Annotated in this window: 15 protein-coding genes; 7 read left to right on the top strand and 8 right to left on the bottom strand. The window is 70.1% G+C overall.

Translation table 11 applies throughout. The features are described 5' to 3' along the window. The first annotated feature begins 17 nt into the window (after positions 1 to 17). Positions 18 to 1202 (top strand): BMP family ABC transporter substrate-binding protein, encoded by a 1185-nt coding sequence (locus ASG30_RS01825; RefSeq protein ID WP_055891674.1) that lies wholly within the window; start codon positions 18 to 20, stop codon positions 1200 to 1202. 156 nt (positions 1203 to 1358) lie between these two features. Here ASG30_RS01825 and ASG30_RS01830 read toward each other — a convergent pair whose 3' ends face one another. Continuing rightward, positions 1359 to 1739 carry a surface-adhesin E family protein gene (locus ASG30_RS01830; protein ID WP_055891676.1) on the bottom strand — a complete coding sequence of 127 codons (381 nt, stop codon included), beginning with the start codon at positions 1737 to 1739 and terminating at the stop codon, positions 1359 to 1361. Positions 1740 to 1755: 16 nt separating this feature from the next. Then, positions 1756 to 3957, bottom strand: a complete 2202-nt coding sequence (locus ASG30_RS01835; protein WP_156385377.1) for a hypothetical protein — start codon at positions 3955 to 3957, stop codon at positions 1756 to 1758. Positions 3958 to 4150: 193 nt separating this feature from the next. Here ASG30_RS01835 and ASG30_RS01840 point away from each other — a divergent pair, with 193 nt between their 5' ends. Continuing rightward, positions 4151 to 5194: an adenosine deaminase gene (locus tag ASG30_RS01840; protein WP_055891681.1), complete on the top strand. Its 1044-nt coding sequence runs from the start codon at positions 4151 to 4153 to the stop codon at positions 5192 to 5194. A gap of 39 nt (positions 5195 to 5233) precedes the next feature. On the opposite strand, the gene ASG30_RS01845 is transcribed toward ASG30_RS01840, so the two are convergent. Together ASG30_RS01845 and ASG30_RS01850 are read right to left on the bottom strand one after the other, a co-directional pair. Next, positions 5234 to 6328: a M14 family metallopeptidase gene (locus tag ASG30_RS01845; protein WP_055891684.1), complete on the bottom strand. Its 1095-nt coding sequence runs from the start codon at positions 6326 to 6328 to the stop codon at positions 5234 to 5236. Continuing rightward, positions 6325 to 7521 carry a M20 aminoacylase family protein gene (locus ASG30_RS01850; protein ID WP_055891685.1) on the bottom strand — a complete coding sequence of 399 codons (1197 nt, stop codon included), beginning with the start codon at positions 7519 to 7521 and terminating at the stop codon, positions 6325 to 6327. The genes ASG30_RS01845 and ASG30_RS01850 overlap by 4 nt, the downstream gene beginning before the upstream one ends. A gap of 86 nt (positions 7522 to 7607) precedes the next feature. Between ASG30_RS01850 and argE the strand changes: the two genes are divergently transcribed. Continuing rightward, positions 7608 to 8783, top strand: coding sequence for an acetylornithine deacetylase (gene argE, locus ASG30_RS01855; protein ID WP_055891686.1), 1176 nt, complete (start codon positions 7608 to 7610; stop codon positions 8781 to 8783). 27 nt (positions 8784 to 8810) lie between these two features. Here argE and ASG30_RS01860 read toward each other — a convergent pair whose 3' ends face one another. Continuing rightward, positions 8811 to 9152 carry a hypothetical protein gene (locus ASG30_RS01860; RefSeq protein WP_055891687.1) on the bottom strand — a complete coding sequence of 114 codons (342 nt, stop codon included), beginning with the start codon at positions 9150 to 9152 and terminating at the stop codon, positions 8811 to 8813. A gap of 125 nt (positions 9153 to 9277) precedes the next feature. Next, entirely contained in the window at positions 9278 to 10411 is a 1134-nt protein-coding gene (locus tag ASG30_RS01865; RefSeq protein WP_055891689.1) for an ABC transporter substrate-binding protein, read from the bottom strand. 62 nt (positions 10412 to 10473) lie between these two features. On the opposite strand from ASG30_RS01865, the gene ASG30_RS01870 reads away from it, so the two are divergent. Genes ASG30_RS01870 through ASG30_RS01880 form a run of 3 tightly spaced genes read left to right on the top strand, consistent with a single transcriptional unit; the run spans position 10474 to position 14019 of the window. Further along, the gene (locus tag ASG30_RS01870) at positions 10474 to 12540 is read left to right on the top strand and encodes a molybdopterin-containing oxidoreductase family protein (protein WP_235579711.1); all 2067 of its coding nucleotides are present in this window, start codon (positions 10474 to 10476) and stop codon (positions 12538 to 12540) included. Beyond that, complete coding sequence (locus tag ASG30_RS01875; RefSeq protein WP_235579712.1) at positions 12537 to 13640, top strand: aminopeptidase; 1104 nt, start codon at positions 12537 to 12539, stop codon at positions 13638 to 13640. The genes ASG30_RS01870 and ASG30_RS01875 overlap by 4 nt, the downstream gene beginning before the upstream one ends. Beyond that, the gene (locus tag ASG30_RS01880; RefSeq protein ID WP_055891691.1) at positions 13633 to 14019 is read left to right on the top strand and encodes a polyhydroxyalkanoic acid system family protein; all 387 of its coding nucleotides are present in this window, start codon (positions 13633 to 13635) and stop codon (positions 14017 to 14019) included. The genes ASG30_RS01875 and ASG30_RS01880 overlap by 8 nt, the downstream gene beginning before the upstream one ends. A gap of 69 nt (positions 14020 to 14088) precedes the next feature. Here the strand turns inward: ASG30_RS01880 and ASG30_RS01885 are convergent, their stop codons facing one another. Next, positions 14089 to 14343: an acyl-CoA-binding protein gene (locus ASG30_RS01885; protein ID WP_055891694.1), complete on the bottom strand. Its 255-nt coding sequence runs from the start codon at positions 14341 to 14343 to the stop codon at positions 14089 to 14091. A gap of 90 nt (positions 14344 to 14433) precedes the next feature. On the opposite strand from ASG30_RS01885, the gene ASG30_RS01890 reads away from it, so the two are divergent. After that, positions 14434 to 15957, top strand: coding sequence for a wax ester/triacylglycerol synthase family O-acyltransferase (locus ASG30_RS01890; RefSeq protein ID WP_082521817.1), 1524 nt, complete (start codon positions 14434 to 14436; stop codon positions 15955 to 15957). A 145-nt stretch (positions 15958 to 16102) separates the two neighbouring features. Here the strand turns inward: ASG30_RS01890 and ASG30_RS01895 are convergent, their stop codons facing one another. Continuing rightward, positions 16103 to 16552, bottom strand: coding sequence for a hemerythrin domain-containing protein (locus ASG30_RS01895; RefSeq protein ID WP_055891697.1), 450 nt, complete (start codon positions 16550 to 16552; stop codon positions 16103 to 16105). Between the last annotated feature and the right edge of the window lie 53 nt (positions 16553 to 16605).

Genomic DNA, 16605 nt, shown 5'->3' on the forward strand with positions numbered 1-16605 from the left:
AACAATCAGAGGACCCCATGACCGATCTCGGAAAACGCTCCCTGCTGCAGGCCGCCGCGCTGTCGGCGCTCGCCGCCACGGCCCTGGTGGGTTGCGGCAAGTCGGAGCCGCCGGCGCCCGCAGCCGCACCCGCGACCACGGCTGCCGCGCCCGCCGCTTCGGCCCCCGCCCCGGCGCCCAAGGCGGAGCCGCTGAAGATCGCCTTCGCCTACGTCGGCCCGGTGGGCGACGGCGGCTGGACCTTCGCGCACGACAACGGCCGCAAGGCGATCGAGAAGGAATTCGGCGACAAGATCGTCACCAGCTTCGTCGAGAAGGTGCCCGAGTCGGCCGACGCCGAGCGCGTCATCCGCGACATGGTGGGCCAGGGCAACAAGCTGATCTTCGGCACCACCTTCGGCTACATGGAGCCGATGCTCAAGGTGGCCAACGACAGCAAGGACGTCAAGTTCGAGCACGCCACCGGCTACAAGACCGGCGAGAACCTGCGCACCTACGACAGCCGCACCTACGAAGGCGCGTACATGGCCGGCGTGATCGCCGGCAAGATGACCAAGACCAACACGCTGGGCGTGGTGGGCTCGATCCCGATCCCCGAGGTCGTGCGCAACATCAACAGCTTCACCCTGGGCGCGCAGTCGGTGAACCCCAAGGTCAAGACCCGCGTGGTCTGGGTCGGCGAGTGGTTCAACCCGCCCAAGGAGACCGAGGCCGCCACCTCGCTGATCAACGGCGGCGCCGACGTGCTGATGCAGAACACCGACTCGTCGGCCGTGCTGCAGACCGCCGAGAAGATGGGCAAGCGCGCCTTCGGCTGGGACAGCGACATGACGGCCTACGGCCCCAAGGCCCACCTGGGCTCGGCCATCATCAACTGGGGCCCGTACTACACCAAGGCCGTGCGCGACGCGCTGGAAGGCAAGTGGCAGGGCGGCCAGCAGGCCTGGTGGGGCGTGAAGGAAGGCGCCATCGACATGGTGTCGCTCGCCGCTGACGTGCCGGAAGACACGAAGAAGCGCATCGACGAGATCAAGGCCGGCCTGAAGGACGGCAGCTTCGTGATCTGGAAGGGCCCGCTCAAGGACAACGCCGGCAAGGAAGTGCTGGCCAAGGACGCCGCGGCCGACGACAAGTTCCTGGGCGGCATCAACTTCTACGTCCAGGGCGTGGAAGGCAAGGTGCCGGGCGGCGAGAAGAAGTGAGGCGGCGCGCCCGCTGAGGCGGGCGCTTTTCGCCAGGGGCTAGGGGCTGGGGACTAGGGGCTAGGGAATGGCCCCGGGCCCCAGCCCCTTTTTATTCCCTAGCCCCCAGCCCCTAGTCCCTAGTCCCTAGCCCCTGCTCGCGCGCCTGCGCGCGAGCTAACACACCCTCCGCGCCAGCTCACCGATCATCGTGCCCGGCCCGACCGGCTCGGTCGACTGCTCCTTGGCGCCGCCGACATAGCGGCCCTGGCCCATGGGGCCCGAGTAGTACATGGTGCGCAGGTAGCGGAAGGTCTCGGCCTTGCAGTTGAACTCGATCAGCGCCTTGCCCGACTGAACGCCGTCGCCGCGCGGCGCCTTCAGGGCGAACAGGCGCCACACGCGCTTGCGGTCGCCGTCGGTGCGCAGGGTCGCGCGGTCGAAGTAGTACGAGCCGTTCTCGCTCTGCCCGTAGCTCACCCAGTCGTCGGCCTGCGCCGGCAAGGCCGACGCGGCCACGGCCAGGGCGGCGGCATGGAGGAGGGCGCGAAGTCTCACGGTGGGGCTCCGGCGTTCATTTCACCGGCGTGCGGGCCGGCTGCGCGACGTTGAAGTCGAGGTCGATGTCCAGGCCCCAGTTGGCCGCAGGCGGCTCGTCCAGCAGCTGCAGGGGCTGCGGCAGGGTGGGGTCGGCCTGCAGGTCCAGGTCGAGCGCCGGGAGCACCGCTTCCTCCTCGGCTTCCGATTCGGGCAAGGGGGCCGGCGCTTGCGGCGCGACAGCCGGCATGTCCGGCATCACCCAGTCGATCTCGCGCGGCTCCGAACGACGGGCAGCGCGGATCTCGGCGGCCGACGGCGCCACCGGCTTCGCAGCCGCCGCGCCGACCGGTGCGGGCGTGGGAGGCGGGATGACCAGCCGGCCGAAGTCCAGGTCCAGGGCGACCGCTTCATGCCGCTGGGGCTTGAAATCGTCCAGCGCCATCAGCGGCACCGGCATGGTGGTGTTGTGCTCCCGGGTCTCGAGGTGCGAGATCTCGGTGCGGTCGTAGGGCCGGCCGTCCTCGTGCGTCGAGACCACGTCCATCGCCACGCTGTACAGCAGCAGCAGCTCGCGCGAGGCCTCGAGGTCGAACATGATCGAGCCGGGTGCCGGCTCCTCGAACAGCGACTTCTCGATCTCCAGCAGCACGCGCGACGAAGGCCAGAGCAGTGCGATGCGCGAGAGCGCCTTCGGGTAGCGCTCCAGGCCCTCGCTGTTGAACTGGGCGTCGTCGAAGTCCGGCATGCGGGCGGCGAAGGCCTTCTGGAATTCCTGGCGCACCCGTTCGTAGTCGGCGCGGCGGTTCAGCTTGCGGCACAGGTCCAGCAGGTCCAGCCAGAGGAAGGGGCTGCCGCCCAGGTGCTCCATCAGCCGCGTCTCGAGCAGCTCGATCGCCTTCTCCGGCTGGCCGACCGCCAGGAAGAAGTTGGCCTTCTCCTGCACGTCCAGCAGTTCGTCGGCGCTGGGCAGGCGGCTGCGGCCGTAGGTGCTCTCCGGGAGCTTGCTGACGACGGCGTCGGCGACGTGCGCGCGCGCGGGCGTTCCCCAGCTGCTGTCGGGCTCGGGCGCCAGGCGCACCTGCGCGTCGTCCTGGACGGGGAAGCTGCTGTCGACGAAGCTGCTGTCGGTCCGGGACGCGGCCACCGGCACCGGGCGGGATTTCTGCCACCAGGGGCGCCCGGTCGAGGTGTCGCGCGAGCGCCGCCAGAGCAGCAGGAGCAGGCCGAGCGCGATGGCGCCGGCCACGCCCGAGACGACGTCGCGCACCAGGTTGCGCTGCTCCACCAGCATCTGCAGCTGCTCGGACTGGCGGCGGGTCTGCTCGCGCAGGGCCTTGATCTCGGCCTGCACCGCCTGGTTCTGCTCGCGGGCCGCGGCGGCCATCTGCTGCTCGGGCGACGCGTTGATCTGCTGCCACGCGGCGGCGGCCTCGGTGCGGGTGAGCGCGTTGCCGGCCGGCGGCGTGAGCTGGGTCGATGCCTTCAACGCCGGGGCCTGGTCGATCTCGATGTCCAGCAGGTCCACCTGCAGGCGCGGGCGGCCTTCGCCGGCGACGGCCGCGGGCTTGGGCGGCGTGGGCGCCTGCGCCACCCGGGCGGGACGGCGAGGCGCGGCGGCGGCCTTGTCGGGTTGCGCGGCCGGGGCCTCGGCCTGGGCGGGCGGTGGCGCGGCGGGCGGGCGCACGGGGGCGGTGATCGAGGTTTCCCAGCGCATGCCGTCCTGGCGGGCGGCGGGGGCCGGGCGCGGGGTGGCGCGGGCCGGCGCGGGCGCGGGAGCCGCTACGGTCGGCGCCGCGGGGGCCTCGACGACGAGCGGCACCGTCTCGCGCGGCGGGTCGGCCAGCAGCACGTAGCCCTGGGTGAACTGGTCCTTGCAGCCGACCGCCAGCCGCACGGTGATCACCGGCTCCAGCACGTTCTGGGTGGACGACAGCCGCAGGACGGCGGCGCCGCCCTCCTGTCGGTCCAGCCGCCACGTCAGGGCCGCGGGCAGCATCTCGGCCTGGAGCAGCTCGCCGCGCACGCAGGGCAGCTCCTCGCCGGGCTGCAGCGTGACCGGCACCGCCACCTGCAGCGGCCGGCCGAGGGTCGGCGTGCCCTGCATCCGGCCCAGCGACAGGGCCAGGGCTTCCTGCAGGGGCAGCAGCACCGCGGCGCAGCACAGCGCGACGCGCAGCCCGGCGCCTGCCGTGCTCGCGGCCCTGATCCGTCCTGCTGGTTGAACCCTCTTTCTCACGATTGCTTCAATGGAGTGGACCGGTGGCCGAGTGCCGGTGGCGCGCTGGCCGGAGGCCCTTCCGCAACTGCCCGAAGCCCTTGACAAGGTCTGCTGTCGGGCATAGTCGTTTCAAATTGTGTTCTTGGCAAGGGGCCCGTCTCGGATTGGACACAGGCGCGGACCCTTCTCACGGTTGCTACGATGGCCCGCCATGAACAAGCTGCCCGCCATCCCCGCGCAAAGGCTCCCGGAGCTGCTGCGCCGCATGCCCAAGGCCGAACTGCACATCCACATCGAGGGCTCGCTGGAGCCCGAGCTGATCTTCGCGCTGGCCAAGCGCAATGGCGTGGCGATCCCGTACGCCAGCGTGGAGGAACTGCGGCGCGCCTACGCCTTCACCAACCTGCAGAGCTTCCTGGACATCTACTACGCCGGCGCCAGCGTGCTGATCACCGAGCAGGACTTCTTCGACATGGCCTGGGCCTACCTGGAGAAGGCGCGTGCCGACAACGTGGTGCGCGCGGAGATCTTCTTCGACCCGCAGACCCACACGGCGCGCGGCGTGGCGATGGAAACCGTGATCGCCGGCCTGCACCGGGCCTGCGTGAAGGCGGCCACCGACCTGGGCGTGAGCGCGTCGCTGATCCTGTGCTTCCTGCGGCACCTGAGCGAGGAAGAGGCCTTCGAGACCCTGGAGCAGGCGCTGCCCTGGCGCGACAGGTTCATCGGCGTGGGGCTGGACTCCAGCGAGGTCGGGCACCCGCCGGAGAAGTTCGCCCGCGTGTTCGCGCGCTGCCGCGAGCTGGGCCTGCACCTGGTGGCGCATGCCGGCGAGGAAGGCCCGCCCGCCTACGTATGGACCGCGCTGGACCTGCTGAAGGTGGAGCGCGTCGACCACGGCGTGCAGTCCAGCAAGGACCCGCAGCTGATGCGCCGGCTGGCGCAGGACCGCATCCCGCTGACCGTGTGCCCGCTGTCCAACCTGAAGCTGTGCGTGTTCCCGCGGTTGCAGGACCACAACCTGCGCGAGCTGCTGGACGCGGGGCTGATGGCGACGGTGAACTCGGACGACCCGGCGTACTTCGGCGGCTACGTCAACGACAACTTCCTGCAGACTTTCGAGGCCACCGGCCTGTCGGCGCAGCAGGCCTGGACGCTGGCGAACAACAGCTTCGAGGCCAGCTTCATCGGGGCCGGGGAGAAGCGCAAGTACCGGGACCGCTTGGACGAGGTGTTCGCGGAGTTCGCCGAATAGCAGTCATTCCCGCGAAGGCGGGAATCCAGTGCTCCCGCCTTAGTGTGCCAACCCGTCCACCGCCTGGAACATCGCCTCGCGCGCCTGCTCCACGATGCGCCGCTTCCACTCCGGCGTGTCCGTGTAGAAAGCCTCCAGCACCTCGCGCTTGATCTGCGCCTTCAGCTCCGGCGAAGCCTCCGGATGCTGGTCCAGCCAGTGGTCCGCGCGCAGCGCATGCAGCACCTGGAGCACCGGCTGCGTGCCGTATTCCATCGCGATGCCGGTGTACTCGGCCTGCGGGCATTCGTCGAAGATGCTCGACCACATCATCCCGGTCAGCTTGGCCGACGTGGACGATCCGTCGTAGATCGAGGTCACCGGCGTGCGGCCGCCGCCGTCCCACCAGCTGCGCGCCCGCGCCACCTGCACCGGATCGTCCGGGCCGGCGAAGATGCGCTCGCCCAGGCCGCTGGGGCCCAGGCCGGTGTGGAAGTCGATCCAGGCGATGCGGCCGGCGCGGCGGCCGTGGGCGCGCAGCACCTCGCGCAGCGTGCGGTTGCTCCAGGTCGGGCCCTCGCCGCCGAAGTACATGCCGCGCGGGAACTCGTGCTGGCCGCTGCTGATGGCGGCCTGGTAGGCCATCTGGCCGTTCTTCTCCACCCAGGCGGCCAGCGCTTCGTCGTTCTCCTTGGACGGCGGCCACTCGTCGGGGAACAGCATGTCGTGCAGCTCGCCGTAACGGGCGTTGCGCGGCAGCGGCTTGCTGAAGTCGTGGAAGTTGCGGTTCAGGTCCACGTTCTCCTGCGTCGTGCGCCGGATGTGCGAGAAGCCGAACGGGTTGAGCGCATGGATGTAGACCACCGCCACGCCGTTTCGGCGCGCGTGCTCGCGCCACTCGGCGTCGTGCAGCGCCGACACCTGCACGCCGCTGCCGCAGAAGCCCTCGACGCCGTGGCAGGCGCTGGACAGCACCAGCACGCGCGACGCGTCGGCCTCGCCCTCGCGCGCCACGTCCATCGCGAGCTCCTCGCCGTCGCGGCCCTTCTCGGGGTGGCGCTTGGCCTCCACCAGCACGCCGGCGGCGCCGGCCGCGTCGATGAACTTGCGCCGCGCCTGCGCGTAGCTGTGGGAGAAGGCGTCGTCCAGCGTCATGGACGGGCCTGCCCCAGCCAGGCTTCGGCCAGCCGCACCCAGTAGGTGGCGCCCAGCGGGATCAGGTCGTCGTTGAAGTCGTAGCTCGGGTTGTGCAGCATGCACGGCCCGCCGCCGTGGCCCATCTCGCGGTGCGCGCCGTCGCCGTTGGCGATGAAGCAGTAGGCGCCCGGCTTGGCCTGCAGCATGTAGGCGAAGTCCTCGCCGCCCATGGTGGGTTCCTGCGCCTGGACGTTGGCCTCGCCCACGATGGACGCCATCACCTTGCGGCAGAACTCGGCCTCGGGGGCGGTGTTGATCGTGGGCGGGTAGTTGCGCACGAACTCGAACTCGCACTGCGCCTCGTGGGCGGCGCAGGTGTGCTCGGCGATCTGCTTCATGCGCTTCTCGATCAGGTCCAGCACCTCCAGCGTGAAGGTGCGCACCGTGCCTTGCAGCTCGCAGCTGTCGGGCACCACGTTGGTGGCCTCGCCCGCGTGGATCATGGTGACCGAGATGACGCCGGCGTCCACCGGCTTCTTGTTGCGGCTGATGATGGTCTGGAAGGCCTGCACCATCTGGCAGGCGATCGGGACCGGGTCGATGCCGTTGTGGGGCAGGGCGGCATGGCCGCCCTTGCCGCGGATGGTGATCTTGAACTCGTTGGTCGAGGCCATCACCGGCCCGGGGCTGACGGCGAAGTTGCCGACCGCCTGGCCCGGCCAGTTGTGCATGCCGAACACGGCCTCCATCGGGAACTTGTCGAACAGGCCGTCCTTCATCATCTCGCGCGCGCCGCCGCCGCCCTCTTCGGCCGGCTGGAAGATCAGGTAGACCGTGCCGTCGAAGTTGCGGTTCTTCGCGAAGTGCTGCGCCGCCGCCAGCAGCATGGCCGTGTGGCCGTCGTGGCCGCAGGCGTGCATCCGCCCGGGATGCTTGCTCGCATGCGCGAAGGTGTTGAACTCCTGCATGGGCAGCGCATCCATGTCGGCGCGCAGGCCGATGGCGCGGTCGCTGGTGCCGTTCTTGACGATGCCCACCACGCCGGTGGTGCCCATGCCGCGGTGGATGGGGATGCCCCATTCGGTGAGCTTGGCCGCCACCAGGTCGGCGGTGCGCACTTCCTGGAAGCAGAGTTCGGGGTGGGCGTGCAGGTCGCGCCGCACGGCGGCGATGGACGCGGCCTGCGTGACGATGGAATCGAGGACGTTCATGGTCGCAACTTCGAGTGAGTCGAGCCGGACAGTCTAGCCGTGGCGGCCCCCCAGGCGCATGAGGGGATATCCGCGAGAATCGGGCGATGTCCCTTGTCTCCGCCACGCCTTCGGCCCGCGCGCTCGAGCTCGCGCAGGCCCTGGTGCGAATGAACACCGTCAGCGCCAACAGCAACCTGGAGCTCATCCATTTCGTCCGCGACGAACTTGCCCGCCTGGGGGTGACCGCGCGGCTCACCTTCAACGCCGAGCGCACCAAGGCCAACCTGTTCGCCACCCTGGGCGAGGGCAAGCCTGCGGGCGTGATCCTGTCCGGCCACACCGACACCGTGCCCTGGGACGGGCAGGACTGGTCGGTCGACCCGCTGTCGGCGCAGGTGCGCGACGGCCGGCTGTACGGCCGCGGCTCGGCCGACATGAAGAGCTTCATTGCGCTCGCGGTGGCGCATGCGCAGACCTTCCTCGAAAGCCGCGCGCCCTTCGCCATCCACTTTGCCTTCAGCTACGACGAGGAGGTGGGCTGCTTCGGCGTGCGCGAACTCATCGCCGACATGCGCGATGCCGGCGTCAAGCCGCTGGCCTGCATCGTGGGCGAGCCGACCTCCATGGTGCCGGCCATCGCGCACAAGGGCGTGTACCGCTACAAGTGCTGCGTGCGCGGCAAGGAGGCGCATTCGTCGCTGACGCCGCAATCGGTCAACGCCATCGAGATGGCGTCGCGCGTGATCGGCAAGCTGCGCGACATGGCCGAGGGCTTCGAGCGCGAGGAAAAGCACTACGAGGGCTTCGACGTGCCGTTCTCCACCGCCAGCGTGGGCCAGTTCCGCGGCGGCATCGCCGACAACGTGGTGCCGCGCGACGCCGAGTTCCGCTACGAGTTCCGCGACCTGCCCACGGCCGACGCCGCCGCCATGCAGCAACAGGTGGTGGCCCACGCGCAATCGCTGGAGCCGGCGATGAAGAAGGTGGCACCCGACGCGGGCTTCCGCTTCGAGACCATCTGCGAGATCCCCAGCTTCCTGGGGTCGGAGGAGGATCCGGTCACCCGCCTGGCCCAGCGGCTGGCGGGCGAGCAGCGCACGACGCTGGTGGCCTTCGGCACCGAAGCGGGCCTCTTCAAGCGGGCCGGCATCCCCACGGTGGTGTGCGGCCCCGGCAGCATCGTGCAGGCGCACCAGCCCGACGAATACGTCAGCCTGGAGCAGCTGGCGCGCTGCGAGGTCTTCCTGCGCGGCCTGGCGGCCACGCGCGAGATCGGCTGAGCGGGCGCGAAGGCCCGCTCATCGCGCTCACTGCTTGGGCGCGGCTTCCTTGCCGGCCGGCAGCTTGCCGGCGATGTTGTCGCCGGTGCGGCGGGTGGCGTCGGCGGCGCGCTTGGCGGTGCGGCTGACGGCGTTGCCGCCGTCCTTGGCGACTTCCTTGGTGGCCTGCACCGGGCGGGTCTTCTCGACCTTCTTCACGGTCTCGGGCTTGCCCTTGTCGGTGCCGGCCGTCTTGTCGTTCGGGTAGGCCTCGCCGGCCTTCTGGGTGGACTTGTTGTCCGGGCCGGTCGGGTTGCTGCCCTGCGCTTGGGCCGGCAGGGCGGCGGCGAAGGCCAGGACCAGGGCGGCGGAGAGGATGGATGTTTTCATTGATCGATGTTCCTGGATGAAAAAGGATGAGGCGCAGTATGGCAAGCCGCCGCTGCCGCTGGGGCAGGTTCAAGACGCTCCTACAGCAGGTCGCGCGGCGCGCCGACAGCTCCCATTGATGGGCGCTACTCGCGCACCCGGCCCCGCGAGTCGATCAGGCTCAGCTCCACCAGCTTGGAGCCGACCCGCTCGTTGATGAAGTGCACCCGAAAGCCCCCCACGCTCAGGTCGTCCAGGCCTTCCAGCGCCTTGCGCAGGCGCGCACGCGACGGCTCGCGCGAGATGCGGCGCAGCGCCTCGGTGTAGACGCCCGCCGCGATGTAGCCTTCGAGCATGTAGACGTTGGGCTTGCCGGCCTGGGCGGCCGTGGCATCGGCCAGCAGGTCGCGCACCACGGCGATCCTGGAGCCGTCGCTCTTGGGCACCACGCGCACCACCACAACGCCGGCGCCGGTGGCGCCGAGCTCCTCGGCCAGCAGGCTTTCGCCGGTGTTGGAGAAGCCGTAGATCGGACCGCGGAAGCCCTTGGCGCGCAGGTCGCGCACCGAGCTGGCGGCGCCGTTGGCGTCGCCCACCACCAGCACCGACTCGGGCTTGCTGGCCAGGGTCTTGTCCACGCTGGAGGCCACGCTGCCGCTGGCCACCGCGTTGCGGGCCACCAGGTTGGCGCCCATCGCGCTCATGGTGCGCACGGCGGAATCGAGCGCCGCCATCGACTCGCCGTCGCTGCCGTGCAGGATGGCCAGCTTGCGCGCGCCCAGCGTCTCGGCGTGCTTGGTGATGGCCGCGGCCTCCTCCGAGTAGCCCGGGCGGATGGAATAGACGTTGGGGTAGAGCGCGCCGCGCAGTTCGTCGGCCGCCGCCATGGGCGCGAACATCACGACGTCGCTTTCCTTGATCAGCGGATAGGCGGCCGTGACCTGGGGCGAGCCGTAGTAGCCGAACAGCGAGAGCACGCCTTGTCCCAGCAGCTTTTTCGTGTTCTCCGCGGTGGTGGCGGGGTTGCCGCGGTCGTCCAGCGTCACCAGTTCGATCTTGCGGCCGTTGATGCCGCCGGCGGCGTTGACCCGGTCGAAGTACAGCCTGGCGCCTTGCGAGAACGGCGCGGCCAGCGCCGAGCCGGGGCCGGTGAGGGCCACCGACTGGCCGATGACGATGCTGGACTTGGTGACGCCGTCCGGCTCGGCGAGGGCCGCGGTGCCGGCCGCGGCGAGGACGGCTACGATGGCGGTTCGCGCCCACTGGCGGATCGAATGCATGGGTTTCCTTGGGTCGACGGATTTCAGAGATTTCAGCTCAGCAGGAACTATAGGATTCACCCTTGAATTCGGGCATCGGCATTCCCCCTAGCATTCGCGGTCCGCAGCAGGTGCGTGGCGCCTGCCCGCACGACTGCCCCGACACCTGCGCGCTGGTGACCACCGTGGTCGACGGCGTCGCGGTCAAGGTGCAGGGCAACCCCGAGCACCGGCCCACCGACGGCGTGCTGTGCGCCAAGGTCTCGCGCTACACCGAACGCACCTACCACGACGAGCGCCTGCTGCGGCCGCTGCGCCGCGCCGGGCCCAAGGGCTCGGGCCGCTTCGAGCCGGTGGGCTGGGACGAGGCGCTGGACGACATCGCCGCGCGCCTGAAGGACATCGCGGCGCGCGACCCGCAGGCCATCCTGCCCTACAGCTACTGCGGCACCATGGGCCTGGTGCAGGGCGAGGGCATGGCGGCGCGCTTCTTCCACCGCCTGGGCGCGTCGCTGCTCGATCGCACGATCTGCGCCAGCGCCGGCGGCGCCGGCCTCACCCACACCTTGGGCGGCAAGGTGGGCATGAAGGTGGAGTTCTTTGCCGAGGCCCGGCTGATCCTGATCTGGGGCAGCAACTCCATCACCAGCAACCTGCACTTCTGGCGGCTGGCGCAGGAGGCCAAGCGCAACGGCGCGCGGCTGGTGTGCATCGACCCGCGCCGCACCGAGACCGCCGAGAAGTGCCACGAGCACCTGGCCCTGCTGCCCGGCACCGACGCGGCGCTGGCGCTGGCCCTGATGCACGAGCTGATCGAGCACGACTGGCTGGACCACGACTACCTGGCGCAGCACACACTCGGCTGGGAGGCGCTGCGCGAGCGCGCGCTGCGCTGGTCGCCCGAACGCGCCGCGATGGTGTGCGGCCTCCCGGCGCAGCAGATCCGCGACCTGGCGCGCGAATACGGCACCACCCGGCCGGCGGCGATCCGCCTGAACTACGGCATGCAGCGGGTGCGCGGCGGCGGCAACGCGGCCCGCGCCGTGGCCTGCCTGCCGGCGCTCACCGGCGCCTGGCGCCACCGCGCGGGCGGGCTGCTGCTGTCCAGCTCCGGCTGGTCGCCGGCCGACCGTGCGGCGCTGCAGCGGCCCGACCTGCTGGCCGGACGCACGCCGCGCGTGGTCAACATGAGCACCATCGGCGACGACCTGCTGCGGCCCACCTCGCCGGCCTTTGGTCCGCGCATCGAGGCGCTGGTGGTCTACAACAGCAACCCGGTGGCGGTGGCGCCCGAGTCGGCCCGCGTGGTGCAGGGCTTCGCGCGCGAGGACCTGTTCACCGTGGTGCTGGAGCAGTTCCAGACCGACACGGCCGACTACGCCGACTACGTGCTGCCGGCCACCACGCAGCTGGAGCACTGGGACCTGCACACCGCCTACGGCCACACCGACGTTCTGCTCAACCGGCCCGCCGTGGCGCCGCTGGGCGAGGCCCGGCCCAACACGCAGGTGTTCCGCGATCTGGCATCGCGCATGGGTTTCCAGGATCCCTGCTTCTCCGACACCGACGAGCAGATGTGCCGCCAGGGCTGCGGCAGCCGCATCGATTTCGACGAGCTGCTGGACAAGGGGTTCACCTCGCTGCCGGTGCCGGACGCGCCTTTCGCGCACGGCGGCTTCCCCACGGCGTCGGGCCGCTGCGAGTTCTTCAGCGCGGCGCTCGCGCGGCAGGGCCTGGACGGCCTGCCCGACCACCTGCCGAATTACGAGGTGGCCGGCGCGTCGCAACACTTCCCGCTGGCGATGATCTCGCCGCCGGCGCGCAATTTCCTCAATTCCACCTTCGTCAACCTGCGCAGCCTTCGCGACATCGAGCGCCAGCCGGTGCTGGAGATCCATCCCCTCGACGCGCAGCCGCGCGGCATCCAGGATGGCGGCGTGGTGCGGGTGTTCAACGAACGCGGCGAATACCACTGCAAGGCGCAAGTCTGTGAACGCGCGCGCCCCGGCGTGGTCAATGGCCTCGGGATCTGGTGGCGCAAGTTCGGGCTGGCCGGCACCAACGTCAACCAGCTCACCAGCCAGCGGCTGACGGACCTGGGCAACGGACCGGTGTTCTACGACTGCCTGGTGGACGTGCAACCGGCGTGAAGGGCAGGTGGCTGGTGGCGTCGGGTCTGGTTGCGTTGGTCGTCGCGGGCACGCTCGCCTGCCTGGGCGGCTGCTCCAACATGGGCTACTACTGGCAGTCGGCCACGGGGCACCTGCGCATCCTGCAGGCGGCCCGGCCGGTGCAGGAGTGGATGGTCGACGACCACGCCCCGCAGCGGCTCAAGGAGCGCCTGGCCCTGAGCCAGCGCATCCGCGCCTTCGCCTCCAGCGAGCTGCACCTGCCGGACAACCCCAGCTACCGCCGCTACGCCGACCTGCAGCGCACGGCCGTGGTGTGGAACGTGGTGGCCGCGCCGGAGTTCTCGCTCAAGCTCAAGAACTGGTGCTTCCCGGTGACCGGCTGCGTCGGCTACCGCGGCTACTTCGATGAAGCGGAAGCGCGCGCCGAGGCCGAGAGCCTGCGGTCGCAGGGCTACGAGGCGGCCACCTACGCGGTGCCCGCCTATTCCACGCTGGGCTGGATGAACTGGGCTGGCGGCGACCCGCTGCTGAACACCTTCATCCACTACCCCGAGGGCGAGCTGGCCCGGCTGATCTTCCACGAGCTGGCGCACCAGGTGATCTACGCCAAGGACGACACCATGTTCAACGAGTCGTTCGCCACCGCGGTCGAGCGCCTGGGCGTGGAGCGCTGGCTGCAGACGCAGGCGACCGCGCAGGCGCGCAGCGACTACGAGCGCTACAACGAGCGCCGCAACCAGTTCCGAAAGCTCACGCGCGCCACGCGCGCCGGCCTGGAGGCGATCTACGAACGGGGCAACGGGCTGACCGACGAACAGCGGCGCGGACGCAAGGACCAGGTGCTGGCGGGCTTTCGCGCGGAGTACGCGCGCATCCGCGACGGCTGGAACCTGGAGCCAGCGCGGCTTCGCACCACCGACGAATGGGTGGCCAACGCCAACAACGCTTCGTTTGGCGCGCAGGCCGCCTACGACGACCTGGTGCCCGGCTTCGAAGGCCTGTTCGAATCGGTCGGCCGCGACTGGACCCGGTTCTATGATGAAGCGAAGCGGCTGGCCACGCTGCCCCGGTTCGAACGCCACGAATACCTCAAGCGCAAGGAGACGCCACGTGCCTGACATCCACATCGAACGCGAGCACAGCCTCGGGTTGCCGCGCGCCCGCGAGCTGGCGTTCAAGTGGGCCGAGGCCGCCGAGAGCCGGCTCGGCATGGCGTGCACCTACGAGGAAGGCAAGACCTCGGACCTGGTCAGCTTCACCCGCTCGGGCGCCAACGGCGAACTGCGCGTGACCAAGGACCGCTTCGAACTGCATGCCCGCCTGGGCTTCCTGATGGGTGCCTTCAAGGACCGCATCGAGACCGAGATCGAGCGCAACCTCGACGACCTGCTGCGCCAGGACGATCCGGTGCATGCCTTCGAGGAGGGCGTCGCCCAGCACGCCGCCAGGAAGGCCGGGAAGACCCCGGCCAAGCCGGCCCGCACGCGCAAGGCCTGAGGTTCAATCCGTCATCCCCGCGAGGCGGGGATCCAGTGCTTTCCAACACAGCGCGCAGCGCGCGGTTCTTCAGCTGAGCGACTTGATCAGGTCCACGTACTGCTGCATCGCGTCGTCGCTGGACGTCCCCTTCATCCCGTTCCACGCGTCCCACTTGGCGCGGCCCACCATGTCGCCGAAGCCGGGCTTCTTCTCGGCGTTGTCGCCCACGGTGGCCTGCTTGTAGAGGCCGTAGATCTTCAGCAGCGTGGCGTTGTCGGGCCGCTCGCTCAGGTTCTTGGAGTTGGCGACGGCGGCGTCGAAATCGGCTTTCAGGTCAGACACGTGGGGTTCCTCTCGGGAAAGTTCGCGGTATCTTAAGCGGCACCCCCCGCCCACAATAGAGGCCGACGTCCACTGACGCAAAGGCCCTGCATGGTCACCCGCATCGTCCGCACCGCCGCCCAGGAAGCGGCCCAGCGCGCCACCCGCAAGGTGGTGGGCAACGCCTCGCGCATGGCCACGGGCCTGCTGGGACTGGCGGGCGAGCGCATGGCGAAGGTGGACACCGCCTGGCTGCGCATGGACTGCGACCACAACCTGATGATGATCCTGGGCGTGTGGACGCTGCGCCCCGGCATCTCGTACGAAGCGCTCTGCCAGCGCGTCGAGGAAAGGCTCCTGCAGTACCCGCGCTTTCGCCAGCGCGTGGTGGAGGACGCCGCCGGCGCCACCTGGGTCGACGACGGCAAGCTCGACGTGCGGCAGATGGTGGTGCGCGAGAAGCTCGCCCGCGGCCGCAAGGTTTCGCAGCAGGAGGCGCTGCAGGCCCGCATCGGCGAACTCGCGGTGCAGCCGCTGGACCGCCGCCGGCCGCTCTGGCAGCTGCACTTGGTGGAAGACTACGACGGCGGCAGCGCGATGATCATCCGCATCCACCACTGCATCGCCGATGGCATCGCGCTGATCTCGGTCACGATGTCGCTGGTGGACGGCGGTGCCGCGCCGCCGCAGCGCAAGCCGCGCGGCGCGCCACAGGGTGCGGACGACTGGATCGCCGACACGCTGCTGCGGCCGCTGACCGACGTCGCGCTCAAGGCGCTGGACGCCGCGGGCGAAGGCGCGGCCCGGTCGATGCACCTGCTGCAGAACCCGCAGGCCGGGTTGTCGGGCTCGGTCGAACTGGCGCGCCTGGCCTACCAGGTGCTCAGCGACGCCGCCGCACTGGCCCTGATGCCGGACGACTCGCGCACCCGGCTCAAGGGCCAGCCGGTCGGCCGCAAGCGCGTGGCCTGGTGCGAACCGCTGCCGCTGGACGAGGTCAAGGCGGTGGGCAAGGCGCTGGATTGTTCGGTGAACGACGTGCTGCTGTCGTGCGTGGCGGGCGCCATCGGCGAGTACCTGCGCGGGCAGGGCGATGCGGTGGAGGGCCAGGAGATCCGCGCCATGGTGCCGGTGAACCTGCGTCCGCTGGACCAGGCCCACAAGCTGGGCAACCGCTTCGGCCTGGTGCCGCTGGTGCTGCCGATCGGCATCGAGAACCCGATCGAGCGGGTGTACGAGGTGCGCCGGCGCATGAACGCTCTCAAGGGCAGCACCCAGCCCCTGCTGGCCTTCGGCGTGCTGACGCTGGCGGGGCTGCTGGTCAAGCCGGCGCAGGACGCGATCATGGGCCTGTTCGGCAACAAGACCACGGCGGTGATGACCAACGTGCCGGGCCCGCGCGAGAAGCTGCGCTTCCTGGGCTCGACACTGGAGCAGACCATGTTCTGGGTGCCCCAGTCCGGCAACATCGGCCTGGGCGTGTCGATCCTGAGCTACGGCGGCGGCGTGCAGTTCGGTGTGATCACCGACACCGGCCTGTGCCCGCAGCCGCAGAAGATCATCGACGAGTTCCTGCCGGAATTCGCGCGGCTGTCGCTGGTGACGCTGATGCTGCCCTGGGGCAGCGAGGGCTGATCGCCCGTCCGCGCGGCGCGTAGGCCCGACGGCAACCCGTCATTCCCGCGGAGGCGGGAATCCAGAGCTTCCGTCTCCGAGAAGCCGCGCAGGCGCGCTGCGCTGGGTCCCCGCCTGCGCGGGGACGACGGGCTGGCCTTCCGGCCTACTGAGTTTCCTTCTCGAACAACCGCTCATGCTCCTGCAGGTACAGCGCCCCCAGCTCTTCCCGCTGCCTGGGCTCCAGCACCTTCTTCGCCTCGGGGAAGAACTTCTGCTCTTCCTCCTGCAGGTGGTGCCCCACCTTGTGGACCAGCTTGCCCATCATCTCCAGCCACTCGGCCGAGCCTTCCTTGCTCTTGTCGAGCTCTTCCACCATCTCGTCCATCTCGTGGTGCTCGGCGATGGCGTGGCGGGCTTCGTCCACCGTGTCGTCGTGCTCGATCAGCGGGACGTAGAAGGCGCGTTCCTCGGCCGTTTCGTGGGCGGCCATCTCGGACCGGAGCTCGTCGAGCGCCTGCTTGCGCTCGTTGTGGTCGCCGATGCCCGACAGCAGGCGCTTGCAGATCGCGCGCTGACGTTCATGGCTTTGCAGAAGGGCTTGAAAGATGTCCATGGGCGGCAGTCTGGGGGGCCCGCCGTGCCCAGGGTGTAGTCCGGCGCCGCAGC

Origin of the sequence: Ramlibacter sp. Leaf400 (assembly GCF_001424545.1) — a bacterium.
GTDB lineage: Bacteria > Pseudomonadota > Gammaproteobacteria > Burkholderiales > Burkholderiaceae_C > Ramlibacter.